12 protein-coding genes and 1 tRNA gene are annotated in these 14979 nt (G+C 56.8%); 6 read left to right on the top strand and 7 right to left on the bottom strand.

All coding sequences use genetic code 11. The features are described from left to right. Positions 1 to 39 precede the first annotated feature (39 nt). Positions 40 to 285 carry a hypothetical protein gene (locus GOW93_RS00180; protein WP_170381053.1) on the bottom strand — a complete coding sequence of 82 codons (246 nt, stop codon included), beginning with the start codon at positions 283 to 285 and terminating at the stop codon, positions 40 to 42. Between the two features lie 548 nt (positions 286 to 833). Beyond that, positions 834 to 4454 carry a vitamin B12-dependent ribonucleotide reductase gene (locus GOW93_RS00175; protein WP_170381052.1) on the bottom strand — a complete coding sequence of 1207 codons (3621 nt, stop codon included), beginning with the start codon at positions 4452 to 4454 and terminating at the stop codon, positions 834 to 836. Positions 4455 to 4952: 498 nt separating this feature from the next. Between GOW93_RS00175 and GOW93_RS00170 the strand changes: the two genes are divergently transcribed. Next, positions 4953 to 5423, top strand: coding sequence for a hypothetical protein (locus tag GOW93_RS00170; RefSeq protein ID WP_170381051.1), 471 nt, complete (start codon positions 4953 to 4955; stop codon positions 5421 to 5423). 10 nt (positions 5424 to 5433) lie between these two features. Here GOW93_RS00170 and GOW93_RS00165 read toward each other — a convergent pair. The 4 genes from GOW93_RS00165 to pdxH all read right to left on the bottom strand — a co-directional run bounded on the left by GOW93_RS00165 (position 5434) and on the right by pdxH (position 7283). Then, positions 5434 to 5510 (bottom strand) — tRNA-Pro (locus tag GOW93_RS00165). A 44-nt stretch (positions 5511 to 5554) separates the two neighbouring features. Further along, positions 5555 to 6022, bottom strand: coding sequence for a DUF192 domain-containing protein (locus GOW93_RS00160; RefSeq protein ID WP_170381050.1), 468 nt, complete (start codon positions 6020 to 6022; stop codon positions 5555 to 5557). A gap of 6 nt (positions 6023 to 6028) precedes the next feature. After that, entirely contained in the window at positions 6029 to 6535 is a 507-nt protein-coding gene (locus tag GOW93_RS00155; protein ID WP_174818975.1) for a cold-shock protein, read from the bottom strand. A 142-nt stretch (positions 6536 to 6677) separates the two neighbouring features. Continuing rightward, on the bottom strand, positions 6678 to 7283 hold the full coding sequence (gene pdxH / locus GOW93_RS00150) for a pyridoxamine 5'-phosphate oxidase (protein WP_170381048.1): 606 nt from the start codon (positions 7281 to 7283) through the stop codon (positions 6678 to 6680). A gap of 135 nt (positions 7284 to 7418) precedes the next feature. Between pdxH and fabI the strand changes: the two genes are divergently transcribed. The 5 genes from fabI (at position 7419) to trpE (ending at position 13384) form a co-directional block, all read left to right on the top strand. Continuing rightward, positions 7419 to 8225 carry an enoyl-ACP reductase FabI gene (gene fabI / locus GOW93_RS00145; protein ID WP_170381047.1) on the top strand — a complete coding sequence of 269 codons (807 nt, stop codon included), beginning with the start codon at positions 7419 to 7421 and terminating at the stop codon, positions 8223 to 8225. Positions 8226 to 8228: 3 nt separating this feature from the next. Continuing rightward, entirely contained in the window at positions 8229 to 8738 is a 510-nt protein-coding gene (gpt, locus tag GOW93_RS00140; protein ID WP_170381046.1) for a xanthine phosphoribosyltransferase, read from the top strand. Between the two features lie 25 nt (positions 8739 to 8763). Next, a complete protein-coding gene (locus GOW93_RS00135) occupies positions 8764 to 9939 on the top strand; it encodes an aminotransferase (RefSeq protein ID WP_170381045.1) in 1176 nt (391 codons plus the stop codon). A 79-nt stretch (positions 9940 to 10018) separates the two neighbouring features. Further along, positions 10019 to 11860: a peptidylprolyl isomerase gene (locus GOW93_RS00130; protein WP_170381044.1), complete on the top strand. Its 1842-nt coding sequence runs from the start codon at positions 10019 to 10021 to the stop codon at positions 11858 to 11860. A 12-nt stretch (positions 11861 to 11872) separates the two neighbouring features. Continuing rightward, a complete protein-coding gene (trpE, locus tag GOW93_RS00125; protein ID WP_170381043.1) occupies positions 11873 to 13384 on the top strand; it encodes an anthranilate synthase component I in 1512 nt (503 codons plus the stop codon). A gap of 46 nt (positions 13385 to 13430) precedes the next feature. Here trpE and GOW93_RS00120 read toward each other — a convergent pair whose 3' ends face one another. After that, positions 13431 to 14825: a divergent polysaccharide deacetylase family protein gene (locus tag GOW93_RS00120; RefSeq protein WP_170381042.1), complete on the bottom strand. Its 1395-nt coding sequence runs from the start codon at positions 14823 to 14825 to the stop codon at positions 13431 to 13433. Between the last annotated feature and the right edge of the window lie 154 nt (positions 14826 to 14979).

Genomic DNA, 14979 nt, shown 5'->3' with positions numbered 1-14979 from the left:
AACGCGGCCAGAAAAAATCTGGCCGCGTTCCTTTAGTGATCAACCATCACTCGCAGGCAAAAGCCCGGCTTCCTGAGCAACAGCGATTTCTGCTTCATCCAACGCGCCATCACCATTTGTGTCCATCGCCGAAAATGTGTCTGTATTCATTTCGGGCAATACAGCCTGAACCTCTTCGATGGTCAAAACACCATCGCCATTTTCGTCAGCTGCAGATTGTGCGATGGCCAGCGCGGGCAATCCAATTGCAAGGGCGGTCAGAGTTGCCAGAGTTTGCGGTTTCATTTTGATGCCTCCTGATTCAATTTGTTCGTTTGGTCGTCCGGACAAGCATCAAAAAGAATGTAAACCCATACCCTGTCACCCGCATTGCGTGTTCAAGCCGCTTTCGAGCCAATCTCCGCGTGTTTGACAGAGTCGCGTTCGCGGCGAGCCGCTTGGAAAAATTCATCCTGCCCTTGCCGGCAACACTTGCCCGACGAAACATGGTTGTTCAGGCAATCCTCTGCTCAGAGATCCAATTTTGGGCAAAAAGAAGAAGGGGGCCGAAGCCCCCTGTCAGTTTCGCCTTCCAGGCTCATTTCGTTGACCGCCCGGTATTTTTTTGCCTGCGGCCTGGACTGCGCATGGGACGAGCGCACCCGCCCCGTGAAAGAGTGGGAGGGAGCAAATATTCCGCCCCACCCTGTTCCCGGCCAACACGGGCATGTCGGCCGAGTGAAGCAAGGCGCCCAGAGGTAAGTCTCAGGCTTTGCCTTGCCCCGTATTCGTCGGGACCGGAAGTCCGGGGGGAAATCCTGGTCCCTACACCCCGGGTTGCCGGGGCGCTTGCCTTAGCTACACCCGCTGGTCGCGCCGCAGGTGTTGCATTTCATGCAGGTGCCGTTGCGCACCAGCGTGTAGTTTCCGCATTCGCCACAAGGATCACCCTCGTAGCCCTGCATTTTGGCCTTAGTGCGAGCATCCATGCTTGTGGCGACGGCGGTTTCCGTTGCCGGAGCCTCAAATGCAGCCGCTGTTTCAGCCATGCCGTTCAGGTCAGCCTGGCCTGCATTGAACACGGCCAGATCCTGCGGCAACCGCTTACGCAGATAACCTGTGGAACTGATTTGCTTAAGCACTTCCAATGACTTGGACGCCGCACTTTCACTAATTTCCGAGACATTAGACAAACCGTCTTCTTCGCCTCTGCCCAGATCATCGAAGGTTGCGCCTTCGGGCTTCACATGGGCCAGATCGGTGCGGTCCAGATAGGACACGGCCAGTTCGCGGAAGATGTAATCAAGGATCGACGTCGCGTTCTTGATCGAGTCGTTGCCCTGTACCATCCCCGCCGGTTCGAACTTGGTAAAGGTGAAGGCGTCGACGAACTCCTCCAGCGGCACGCCGTATTGCAGGCCAACCGACACGGCGATGGCAAAGTTGTTCATCATCGCCCGGAAGCCAGCGCCTTCCTTGTGCATGTCGATGAAAATCTCGCCAAGCTTGCCGTCTTCGAACTCACCGGTCCGCAGATAGACCTTGTGGCCGCCAACAATCGCTTTCTGGGTATAACCCTTGCGGCGATGCGGCAGCTTCTCGCGATGGCTGCGGATCATTTCCTTGACCACAACCTTCTCGATCACCTTCTCGGCCAGAACTACAGCCTTCTCCTGCGCCGAGCCGCTTTCCAGCACTTCCGCTGCCTCATCATCATCCTCGACCAGCGCCGCCGCCAGAGGCTGCGACAGTTTCGAGCCGTCACGATAGAGCGCGTTGGCCTTCACCCCCAGCGACCAGCTGAGTTCATATGCTTTCTGGCAGTCCTCGATGGTCGCGTCGTTGGGCATATTGATCGTTTTTGAGATCGCGCCCGAAATGAAGCTCTGTGCCGCCGCCATCATGGTGATGTGACTATCAACCCCAAGGAAACGCTTGCCTTTTTTACCGCACGGATTTGCGCAGTCGAAAATCGCGTAGTGTTCCTCTTTAAGGTGCGGAGCCCCTTCCAGAGTCATGGTTCCGCAGACATGGTCGTTGGCCGCGTCGATATCCGCGCGGGTGAACCCCAGATGGCGCAGCAGATCGAAAGTTGGATCGTTCAGCTTGGTCGCCGGGATGCCCAGAACGCCGGTGCAGAAATCCTCGCCCAGTGTCCACTGGTTGAAGACAAACCGGATGTCGAAGGCGCTCTCCAGCGCGGCGTCCACTTTAGCCAGTTCGTTCGGGCCAAAACCATGGCCAGTCAGTGAGGTGTGATTGATCCCCGGTGCGTTGCCGATGGTGCCGTGGCCGACCGCATAGCCCACGATCTCCTCGATCTGAGCCGAGGAATATCCCAGCTTTTCCAGCGCCGACGGCACCGAGCGGTTGATGATCTTAAAGTAACCGCCACCGGCCAGCTTCTTGAACTTGACCAGCGCAAAGTCCGGCTCGATCCCGGTGGTGTCGCAATCCATCACCAGTCCGATGGTGCCGGTTGGCGCGATCACGGTGGCCTGTGCGTTGCGGTAGCCGTTTTTCTCACCGAGGCTCAGCGCCTCATCCCAAGCCGACATGGCCAGATCGACCAGACGCTTGTCTGGGCAGTTGCCGTGGTCCAGAGGCACAGGCTTCACCGCCAGTTTCTCATAACCTTCGGTCACGCCCTGCGATGCACGGCGGTGGTTGCGGATGACGCGCAGCATGTGATCGGCGTTCCGTTCGTAGCCCTTGAACGAGCCAAGCTCTCCGGCGATCTCAGCCGAGGTTGCATAGGCCACACCGGTCATGATCGCCGTCAGCGCACCACAGATCGCCCGCCCTTCATCCGAGTCGTAGCTGTAGCCCATGTTCATCAGCAGACCGCCGATATTGGCGTAGCCCAGACCCAGGGTACGGAAGTCATAAGACAGCTGCGCGATTTCCTTCGACGGGAACTGCGCCATCGTCACTGAGATTTCCAGCGTCAGGGTCCACAGACGCGAGGCGTGCATGTAATCCGCGGCCTGAAACTCACCATCCTTCAGGAAGGTCAGCAGGTTCATCGACGCTAGGTTACAGGCCGTGTCATCAAGGAACATGTATTCCGAGCACGGGTTCGAGCCACGGATCTCACCGTCTTCGGGGCATGTGTGCCACTCGTTGACCGTGTCGTGGAACTGGATGCCGGGATCGGCGCAGGCCCAAGCGGCGTGGCCTACTTTTTCCCACAGATCCCGCGCCTTGACGGTTTTGGCAACCTTGCCGTCGGTCCGATTGATCAGCTCCCAATCGGCATCTTTTTCAACCGCGGTCAGGAACGCATTGGTCACGCGGATCGAGTTGTTCGAGTTCTGCCCAGAGACCGAGCTATAGGCTTCTGAATCCCAGTCCGTGTCGTAGGTCGGGAATTCGATGCTGTCGTGGCCTTGCTTGGCGTAGTCCAGCACGCGCTTGATGTAAGTCTCTGGGATCGCCACCTTTTTGGCTTCGCGAACCGCTTTCTTCAGGCTGTCATTCTTGTTGGGGTCATACGCGTCTTCCTGCGCGCCGTCCCAGCTGCGGATGGCCTCGAAAATGCCGTTCAGCATCTTCTCGTGCATCTTCGATCCGGCAACGATCGAGGCCACCTTCTGCTCTTCGATCACCTTCCATTCGATGAATTGCTCGATGTCCGGGTGATCTGCATCGACGATTACCATCTTTGCTGCTCGACGGGTTGTCCCGCCTGATTTGATCGCGCCAGCGGCGCGGTCGCCGATCTTGAGAAAGCCCATGAGGCCCGAAGACTTGCCGCCACCCGACAGCGCTTCGCCATCTGCACGCAAATGGCTGAAGTTGGTCCCGGTCCCCGAGCCGTATTTGAACAGGCGCGCTTCACGCACCCACAGGTCCATGATGCCGCCTTCGTTGACCAGATCATCGCCGACAGACTGGATGAAGCACGCGTGCGGCTGCGGATGTTCGTATGCGGATTTCGATTTGGTCAACTTGCCGGTTTTATAATCGACATAGTGGTGTCCCTGAGCGGGGCCGTCGATTCCGTAGGCCCAGTGAAGACCGGTGTTGAACCACTGCGGCGAGTTCGGCGCGGCGCGCTGGGTGGCCAGCATATAGCGCATCTCGTCAAAGTAAGCGCGCGCGTCTTCCTCGCTCGAGAAATAACCGCCTTTCCAACCCCAGTACGCCCATGCACCAGCCAGCCGGTCGAAGACCTGCTTCGACGAGGTTTCCCCACCAAATTCAGCGCCTTCTGCCGGGACCGAACGCCACAGAAATTCGGGAACGTCCTTCTCTTTCACCTTTTTCAGAGCGGACGGAACCCCGGCTTTACGGAAATACTTTTGTGCGATGACATCGCTTGCAACTTGGCTCCATTTCGCTGGAACTTCGATTTCTTCGAGGCGAAAGACAATGGTACCGTCCGGGTTCCGAATCTCAGACGTTGCAGAAACAAAGTCCAACTCTGCGTACGCGTCTTGCCCCGATTTGGTGAATTTCCTGTCAATCTTCATGTCCGCAGCCCTAGATTCAATCAACTTGTCCCTTGGCATCAAAGGTGCTCTTGCGACCCATCCGCCGTGCCCGAAATTCAAGGCGCAAACGATCAGGCGCTGTCTCTAACAGCGCAAAACCGCCAATACGGTTGCACGTTTAATTAATGTGCTTTCCGACCCTCGCCCTATGCCCTATTCTGCTTTTACTACCAGATTTAGTGGCACCACATTCGGCCCATACAATCTGGCGTATTCACCCATAGATCGTCAACGCCATTTTTCTGTCATTTTTGAAATCTTTTTTGTTGACCCGATTGTTTTCTGGCCGTCCAGCACCGGAGATTCCGATTCCTCCACAGGTTCATCCACCAGGCATTCCCATCAGCCCCTTGAACCGCCAACAGGATTAACCGTTTTTCTCAGCAGAGTTAGCAGCATTTGATAAACCCAACGTAAGATGGCTAGGCTCAAAGAGAATCAAGTCACAGTCGATCGGGCAAAGACCCAAGGGGCCGCATGCAGAAAATAGACAAAAACTGGGCCCCAACCGTGAGAAATGCCTTTTTCTGGTCTCTAATGCTTAGCCTGATGACGGCATGCACACCACAAGATGTGCCCCCTTCGACGCGCAGCGCACAGTTTGACAGCTATCCTGAACAACTCTTCGACGCGTTCGAGATCGAGTGCAACGGACCGGGAGAAGAGTTCACAAAGACCGGCAATCAGGTTTTCGAATGCACCGAACTGCTGCCACCCGAAACTACGGCCTATCTGATTCTCAACTACGGCGGATATCCGCAGGACCTGCCTAAAAGCGTGATGCGTATGACCTCGACCAAGAACGCATCAGGTTATCGCGTGGAGGCTGAACTGTTCTTCAACGTGCCACGCAAAAACGGCCCTTCAGCCCAAGTTCCAGTAGAAAGCAAAGCATTGGACAAAGCGCTTGGCGCGCTTTTCCAAGCGATGGGTGGTTCATCGACATAAGAGAAAGAAGTGGTCGGGGCGGCAGGATTCGAACCTACGACCCCCTGTACCCAAAACAGGTGCGCTACCAGACTGCGCCACGCCCCGGACCGTGCGCTGTTCCTAACGATGACAATCTGATTTGAAAAGCCCTAACAGGGCCAAATTGCAGGACCTTGCGAAAAAATTTCGTGCTGCATCTGTGTTCCTGGCGTGATCAGGTACCGCGAAGCCAATCCTGCTTTGATTTCAAGCACTGCAAAGATCGAATCCCCACCTTCGATAAGTGTTTCATCTCCGGGAATCGCGTTTTCATGAACGTGCACCACTGTACCGGTGCGATCCAGAAAAATGATATCCAAAGGAATCAGGGTGTTTTTCATCCAGAATGCAGTCCGCTGCGGCGGATCAAACACAAACAACATACCGGAACGTTTCGGTATCGACTCACGGAACATCAATCCGCGCGCCCTGTCTTCCCGACTAATCGCCAACTCTACATTAAAGGTGATTTGTGTCTTGTCGTTACGCAGATTGACGCGGTCAGCGTAACATTCTGCCAAAACCTCTCCGGTCCATAGCATTGTTAAACCAGCAAGAACCGCGAGGAATCTTTTCATGTTGAATCAGTCGTCCAGTGCCGCTTCCCAGGCCAGTACCTGAGCCGCCATGCGACCACGCTTGCCGTCAATGACGCGCATAGCCAGCGCTTCACCCGGTTGCAGATCGGCAAGCCCGGATCGACGCAGAACCTCAATATGCAGGAAAACGTCCTCGTCCCGACCAAAGACATTGGCAAAGCCAAAACCCTTACCTTTGTCGAACCATTTCACCCGCGCGGCCTCTAGCGGTGCTTCCGCAATGACCACCGGGTCCAACTCGGCAAAGTCTGCCAGCATCATTGAGTCGGTGCGCGCAGGCGGATCAACACTGAGAATCTCTACCGCCTGAACACCACGGTCAGTCCGGTGCGTCATGATCTCAATCCCGGCACCATCCGCGACCGAGCTTTGGCCAAAATTACGCAACACGTTCACATGCAACAGAATATCCGGACCCCCCTCGTCCGACACGACAAATCCGTACCCCTTGGCGGGGTCGAACCATTTTACGTGTCCACGGACGCGGTACATATTGTTCAGGTCTTCTGGCACGGTTTTCCCATCGCAAATTTTAACAGTTCGTTAAGGGTCCGATGTGTATGAGATTGGCTCGCAATTTCAAGCTGAAAAAACTCTTTATTTCCTATTAGTTGCATTTCACGATACGCGAACATCACGGATTCAACCTCTGAACTTCCCACGCCGAGCCCACCTGATCCCGGCGCCATTGGAACCTATCGTGCAGCCTAAACGCACCATCGGCCCAAAACTCAATCTCGGACGGCACCAGCCTGTATCCACCCCAAAATGGCGGCCTCGGAGGGTTTGGTCCCAGCTTCGCAGTAACCTTCGCAACCTCTGCCATTAGGGCAGTTCGGCTACTCAAGGGACGAGACTGCTTTGAAGCCCACGCTCCCAGACGGCTTTTTAACGAGCGCGAGGCATAATATTCATCCGCCTGCGGCCCGCTTTCCCGTGTTATTGTACCACGAACTCGGATTTGTCGCCTCAATGATTTCCAATGCATTACAAAAGCCGCTTTTCCAGCGGACTCAAGCTCGGTCGCCTTGGCACTTTCGTAATTGGTGTAGAACACGAACGCGGCGGGTTCGATTTCTTTCAACAGCACCATACGTACATTTGGCAGCCCATCCGGGTCTACCGTCGCCAACGCAATTGCATTGGGGTCATTCGGCTCGCTGTCATTGGCCTCGGCCAGCCACCGGCCCGCTATTTCAAACGGATCGTCGCCGGCAAAGATGCCGTCACGTTCGGTCATTTCCATCCCCCGGAAACTTTTAATATCCACCCTAGGGCGAGAACCCGCCGCGGGCAAGAGCGCACGGCCTTGATGCAGCGCTACCAATGGCATAAACCAACGCAACACATTGCGACGACAGGCGGAGAACCACACATGTCTAATCAGTTGATGGCTGGCAAACGCGGCCTCATCATGGGACTGGCAAACGACAAATCAATCGCATGGGGCATCTCGAAAGCCTTGTCCGAAGCTGGGGCCGAATTGGCCTTTTCCTATCAGGGTGAAGCGCTGAAAAAGCGCGTTGATCCGCTGGCGGCACAACTCGGCAGCGACATCGTGCTGCCATGCGACGTTGGAGACGAAGACTCAATCGACGCTTTGTTTGCAGAACTGGAAGAGAAATGGGGAAAGCTGGACTTTATCGTTCACGCCATCGGCTTCTCTGACAAGAACGAACTGAGGGGGCGTTACCTGGATACCAGCCGCGCCAACTTCAAGTTGACCATGGATATTTCGGTATTCTCTTTCACCGCTGTCGTTAAGCGCGCAGAAAAGCTGATGTCCGACGGCGGCAGCGCCGTGACCCTGACCTATTACGGCGCCGAACAGGTAATGCCGCACTATAACGTGATGGGTGTGGCCAAAGCCGCGCTGGAAGCATCGGTCAAATATCTGGCCGAGGATCTGGGCAAGGACGGTATCCGCGTGAACTCGATCTCTGCCGGCCCGATCAAGACGCTGGCCGCCAGCGGTATTGGCGACTTCCGCTATATCATGAAGTGGAACGAATATAACTCGCCACTGCGCCGCAATGTGACCATCGACGATGTAGGCAAGTCCGCACTGTACCTGTTGTCCGATCTCAGCAGTGGTGTCACCGGCGAGAACCTGCACGTCGATTCGGGCTATCACATCGTCGGCATGAAGGCCGTCGACGCGCCGGACATGGAAAAGGGTTAACTCATGAGCGCCAAAGACCGCCTGCCCCACGAAAAAGGCTTTCACATCAGTTGGGACCAGATTCATCGCGACTCGCGCGCCTTGGCGTGGCGTCTGGACGGTCAAGGACCAGATGACGGCGCCTGGCGCGCCGTTGTCGCAATCACCCGTGGCGGAATGGCTCCGGCAATGATTGTCAGCCGCGAGTTGGACATTCGTACCGTCGATACAATCAGCGTCCGCTCATACCACCATCAGGAACAGGGTGAGGCCGAAGTGCTCAAGGCCCCTGATGCTGCTCTGATGGGCGATGGTGAGGGCATTCTGATTGTGGATGATCTAGTCGACAGCGGCAAAACGCTGGAGTTGGTGCGCGCAATGTATCCCAAGGCGCATTTCGCCACTGTATACGCCAAGCCCAAGGGTCGCCCAATGGTGGATACGTTCATCACCGAGGTCAGCCAGGATACGTGGATTTTCTTCCCATGGGATATGGCCCTGCAATATGTCGAGCCCTATCGCGGAACCGACTGATCGCTGCTGAAGTTTGGGACCACGTATGAACCGCACACGCACCGCCGCCACCTTCGCCCCTCCGGTGATGGAGGCGCGGCGCTGGCTGGAGGACGTGGTTTTCCCTGAAGACCAGCCCCTGATTAATGTCAGTCAAGCTGCACCAGTTGACCCGCCGCCTTTGGCGCTGCGGCAAGCAATGGCCGAGTTCGCGGTAAACGAAGACCGCGCACATCTTTATGGACCGGTTCTTGGAAACCCTGAGTTGCGCGCCGAATTGGCGGAACAGATCGGCCATCACTACGGCGCCATGATCACTACGGAACAGGTCGCCATCACCTCAGGTTGCAATCAGGCATTTGCCGCCACGATTTCGGCCATTACGGATGAGGGTGATGAAATCATCCTGCCAACCCCCTGGTATTTCAATCATAAAATGTGGCTGGACATGGCAGGAGTTCAAGCCGTTGACTTGCAAACCGGGGATGACCTCTTGCCTGATGTGGACGCGGCCCGCGCCCTCATCACTGACAAGACCCGCGCCATCGTTTTGGTGACCCCGAACAATCCCGGCGGTGTGGAATACCCTTTTGCACTGGTCCGCGCATTCTATGAACTGGCTCGTGAAAATGGCCTGCGTTTGCTGGTTGATGAGACTTATCGGGATTTCGACAGCCGCAGCGACCCGCCGCATGACCTGTTTGGGCAACCGGATTGGGAAAACACGCTGGTGCACCTGTATTCCTTCTCGAAAGCCTACCGCCTGACTGGCCACCGTGTCGGCGCGATTGCAACTGGTGCCGATCTGCTGAGCGATGTGGAAAAATTTCTGGACACGGTCGCGATTTGTCCCAGCCAGATTGGTCAATTCTCGGCTCTTTGGGGTATGCAAAACCTGTCACAGTGGGTCGCTGGCGAACGCGCCGAAATTCTCGACCGCCGCGCAGCGATTGAAGATCTGTTGCCACCGCTGGCCGACAAGGGATGGCGTTTGCTCGGGCTGGGGGCGTATTTCGCCTATTTCGAACATCCGTTCGACATCCCTTCGGACGAGTTGGCCCGCCGACTGGTGTCCGAGGCGGGAATTCTGCTGCTGCCCGGTACGATGTTCATGCCCGAGGGAGCCCCCTCTGGAAAACGACAGGTTCGAATAGCTTTTGCCAATCTGGACAGGGCTGGCATCAAGCAATTATTCGAACGGCTTCAGACCCTGTCCTTCTAAGCTTGCCCCCCGGCGACACGCGTCGTATTCAGGGCCGCAACCGACAGGGCAGATCCTTGCCAAAAAATAAGAGGGCACCATGGCCGCAGGCGTGAAAAACCTATCGAAAACCTTTGTCTGGATACTGATGGGCCTTTTGTTTTTGGGCCTCGCGGGTTTTGGCGCAACCAGCCTGACCGGCACTGTGCGCACCGTCGCACAGGTGGGGAACGAAGATATCTCGGTCAACAAGTATGTTCGTGAGTTGCAGCGCGAAATTCGTGCCGTGGAACAGCAAACTGGACAACCGCTGCAAATGTCGCAAGCGCATGAATTCGGTCTGGACCAATTGGCGCTGGCGCGCCTGACGGCACTGGCGGCCCTAGACAACGAAGTCGGTGAGCTGGGAATTTCAATCGGCGACGCGAACCTGCAAAAGGAAATCGTCGCCATCCCAGCCTTTCAGGGTGTCGACGGCACTTTTGACCGCGACGCCTATCAGTTCCAGTTGGATCAGGTCGGCATGACGGATACCGATTTCGAAACTGACCTGCGCAAAGAATCCTCTCGCACGATTGTACAAAATGCCGTTGTCAGCGGGGTTGAGATGCCCTCGACCCTGACACAGGTCTTGACTGACTATGTCGGTGCGCGCCGCAGCTTTACGGTTGCGACCGTAAACACAGACGCCTTGCCCGAGACCGTGCCTGCGCCAACGGATGAGCAGGTTCAGGCTTACTATGAGGACAACCAAGATCAGTTCACCCTGCCCCGTACCAAACAACTGACTTATGCGATCCTGTCACCCGACATGTTGCTGGACAGTGTCGACGTTGATGAGGAATCGGTACGTCGCCTTTACGATCAACGCGCGTCGGAGTTCTATCAACCCGAGCGCCGTTTGGTAGAACGCCTGACATATCCAAACCAGGAAGCAGCCGAAACTGCCAAAGCCCAGCTGGAAGCAGGCGGCACGTCTTTTGAACAACTGGTGCGGGATCGCCAACTTGAACTCAGCGATATCGATCTGGGCGATGTGACACGTGAGGACCTTGGCGAGGCTGCCGACGCTGTTTTTGCAGCTGATCTGGACACAGTCGTTGGGCCTTTGCCTTCGACCTTCGGCCCCGCCTTGTTCCGCATCAACGGGTCATTGGCAGAAAACAACACGCCGTTCGAAGACGCCGCCCCTGCGCTGCGCGAGGAACTGGCCGCCGACCGCGCCCGCCGTCAGATTGAAGCCCAAGCCGAGGATATCGACGATCTGCTGGCCGGTGGCGCGACGCTGGAAGAACTGGCAGGCGAGACCGAGATGGAATTGGGCCAAATCGACTGGACACGTCAGAGTGACGACGGTGTCGCGGCTTATGATGGCTTCCGCACGGCCGCCGAAGCGGTAAGCGAAGGCGACTTCCCCGAGGTTGGCTTCCTCGAGGACGGCTCAATCTTTGCCCTGCGTCTGAACGAAGTATTGCCGCAACGCCCTGAGCCGCTCGAAAGTGCGCGAGATCGTGTTGCTGCGGCATGGACGTTGGAGGAAACCAACAAAGCGCTGGAGGAACACGCCAATTCAGTTCTGGGACAGCTTGAAACAGATGGTGACTTCATGGCCACCAGCCTGCCGTTCCGCATTGAAAACGCACTGACCCGCACGGCGTTCCTTGACGATGTTCCCGCAGATTTCATGGCTCAGGTGTTTGAGATGGACACCGGCGAACTGCGTGTTATCCCCGGTTCCGGTTCCGCCTTTATCGTCCGAGTGGACGAGCTGTTGCCACCTGCCGAAACCGATGAGTTGCGTCAGGCTAAGGCAGCGCTTGAAGCACAGCTGAACCAGGCTTTGGCCCAGAACATTTTCGACGTTTACGTGCGCGACGCACAGACCCGCGCACGACCTGTCATTGATCAGCGTGCGTTGAACGCCGTGCAGTCAAGTTACTAAAAGAGACCGAAGATGGCCCTAACCCCCGAGTTTGACAGCTTTGCCCGCGCCTATGAGGCCGGCGAGAATCAGGTCGTTTACACCCGTCTCGCGGCTGATCTGGATACGCCCGTTTCTTTGATGCTCAAGCTGACTGGGGCACAGAAAGACGCGTTTATGCTGGAATCCGTCACCGGTGGCGAAGTGCGCGGTCGGTATTCCATCATCGGAATGAAACCAGACCTGATCTGGCGCTGTCGGGGTGAAACGTCTGAACTGAATCGCGAGGCCCGGTTCGATGCCGAGGCGTTCTCGGCCCAGGACGGGAACCCGATGGACAACCTGCGTGCTTTACTCGCCGAAAGCCGGATCGAGTTGCCCGACGACCTGCCACAGGCAGCAGCGGGACTGTTTGGCTATCTGGGCTATGACATGGTGCGGCTGGTCGAATATCTGCCGGACGTGAACCCTGATCCGCTGGGCCTGCCCGATGCGATTATGCTACGCCCGTCGGTTATTGCGGTTCTGGACGGCGTGAAGGGCGAAGTCACCGTGGTTTCCCCGGCTTGGGTTAGCGAAGGGCAATCTGCCAAGGCCGCCTATGCACAAGCGGCTGAGCGCGTGATGGACGCCGTACGTGATCTGGAACGCGCTATGCCTGCAGAAAGCCGCGATCTTGGCGATGCGTCCGAGGTCGCACCACCAGTGTCGAATTTCACCAAATCCGGTTATATGGAAGCGGTTGAGAAGGCCAAGGAATACATCCGCGCAGGCGACATCTTTCAGGTCGTCCCGGCACAGCGCTGGACGCAGGATTTCCCGTTGCCGCCCTTTGCGCTTTATCGCTCGCTACGGCGCACCAACCCGTCGCCCTTCATGTTCTATTTCAACTTCGGCGGCTTTCAGGTCGTGGGCGCCAGCCCCGAGATTCTGGTGCGTGTCTTCGGCGATGAGGTCACGATCCGTCCCATCGCGGGCACTCGCCCCCGTGGTGCCACTCCCGAAGAGGACAAGGCTAACGAGGTTGACCTGCTGGCCGACAAGAAAGAGCTGGCCGAGCACCTGATGCTGCTGGACCTGGGCCGCAACGATACAGGCCGCGTGGCCAAGATCGGTACTGTGCGCCCAACCGAAGAGTTTATCATCGAACGCTATAGCCACGTGATGCATATCGTGTCGAACGTTGTGGGAGAGCTGGCCAAGGATAAGGACGCGCTTGATGCATTCTTTGCCGGGATGCCCGCCGGCACCGTCTCGGGTGCCCCGAAAGTGCGCGCGATGGAAATCATCGACGAATTAGAGCCTGAAAAGCGCGGCGTATATGGCGGTGGCGTCGGTTACTTCAGTGCCGGTGGTGACATGGATATGTGTATCGCCTTGCGCACGGCCATTGTGAAAGATCACAAGCTGCACATTCAGGCCGGTGGCGGCGTCGTCTACGACAGCGATCCCGAAGCCGAGTATATGGAGACCGTACACAAATCGAACGCTATCCGGCGTGCGGCTGCCGATGCAGCGCGATTTACGGGCTCAGGCAACAGCTAAACAATACGGCTGCCATATAGGGGGCAGCCGCTTGTTTGTTCAGGTCTTACTGAACTTCCTTTATCATCACCGCAGAAATCGGGGCCATCGCAACACGGTTTCCCCGATCCTCGAGTCCCCACAGCAACAGGGCCGAGATTGTATCCGGACGCAGCCTGCCAAGCATGACAACAGAACCTTCCTGACCCGCGCGGAATGCGGCCTGGTCGAGGAAACGGCGCATGACCTTTGGATCCTGACGTGCACCGTCAATGTCGCGGAAGATCACGCCGGACGGCACCCCATTCCGAGCCGCCAATTTTTGTACGGTGTTCAATCCGTTATCCTGCGTGATCAGCCCGCGACCGGTGCCAGCAGCAATCTCGGCTACCTGATCGGCCAGTTTTCGGTTGCCCTGAATACCGGTTTCCACGCCCTCAAGAATGCCCACGGTTTCCGGTAAGGTATCCAACCAGACGGCCAGAGAAACCTCAGCATCTCGCGCGCTGGCGGCTTTGGGCAGATCGGCCAGTGCAAGCACCTCGAACCCGGCCTCACGGTGACGCGCCATCTTTTCAGCGGCCTCGGGATCTTCCGGGCTGACCGCAAAGGTCAGAGGATACGGAAATTCACCTAATGCCTCAGCGCCATAGGCACCCTCATCATCGATGAGAATGATCGACATCAGTGGTTTTGAGTCGGGGTTTTCGAAGTCCGCAGCATAGGTTTCGATAGGTTTTCCTGGAACGGCCGCATCGACAGTGGCTTCACCTGCATCGCGATCGGTCAACGGAACCACGCGCTGTCCAATAGTCGGCGACGTGGAGCCCTCGCCGCCTCCACCAATCCGTGGAACGGAAGCGATACGAGGTAGTTTGCGTGGTGCTGTGTCTTCATCCCCCTCAACGGCAATCGGACTGTCCTCAAACGGATTTTGTTCGGGTTCCTGTGCCACGACTTCAGACGTTTCAGGCTCTGCTTTCGGTTCGGTCTCGGCGTTTTCCGGTTGGGTCTGAACGGCAGGTACTTCGACAGAAACATCCGGCAGTGATTCAGTGTTCGGCGAAACTTGCAGCAGCGGAGGAGACTGAGGCGCAACAGGCGCTTCTGTTCGCACGTTTACTGGAGATGAGCTTGCTGCATCGGGTGTGTCAAAATTTACTGAAGTATCCGGCACAAGCGGCTGCGCGTCTGGCTCAACCTCGACATCCGACAACTCGGCCAATGTATCCGCCTGCTTTGAACTAGAATCAGGCGCTGCTGGCGGCAAATCAAGCACATCGCTGTCACCGATGGCTTCGGTGGACTCGGACGCCAAGTTTGGAACTTGCACAACTTCGGGTTCCGGGGCCGAGGTGACCACATCCGGTTTTTTCGTCAGAGGTGCGTTCAGAGACATTACTGCCCCCAACACCAGGACAACGATCGTTCCCACGATCATTCCGCTGACAAATCCGCCCATACCTTTTCGCCTCTCATTCTGGCCCTGCTTCGATCACATCTCCGCCGTCTACTGCGGCATTTACTTACCGCAGCGCCAAGAACGGGATGTCCCCTTGACGCTGCCGCGCAAGCCTGAGCATGTATGTCCCGACATTATACCGTGGCCCGGGCCT

This window comes from Ruegeria atlantica (assembly GCF_013032455.1).
GTDB classification, from domain to species: domain Bacteria; phylum Pseudomonadota; class Alphaproteobacteria; order Rhodobacterales; family Rhodobacteraceae; genus Ruegeria; species Ruegeria atlantica_B.
The sequence above is the reverse complement of the archived record's forward strand: the minus strand, read 5'-3'. Positions and strand labels throughout refer to the sequence as shown.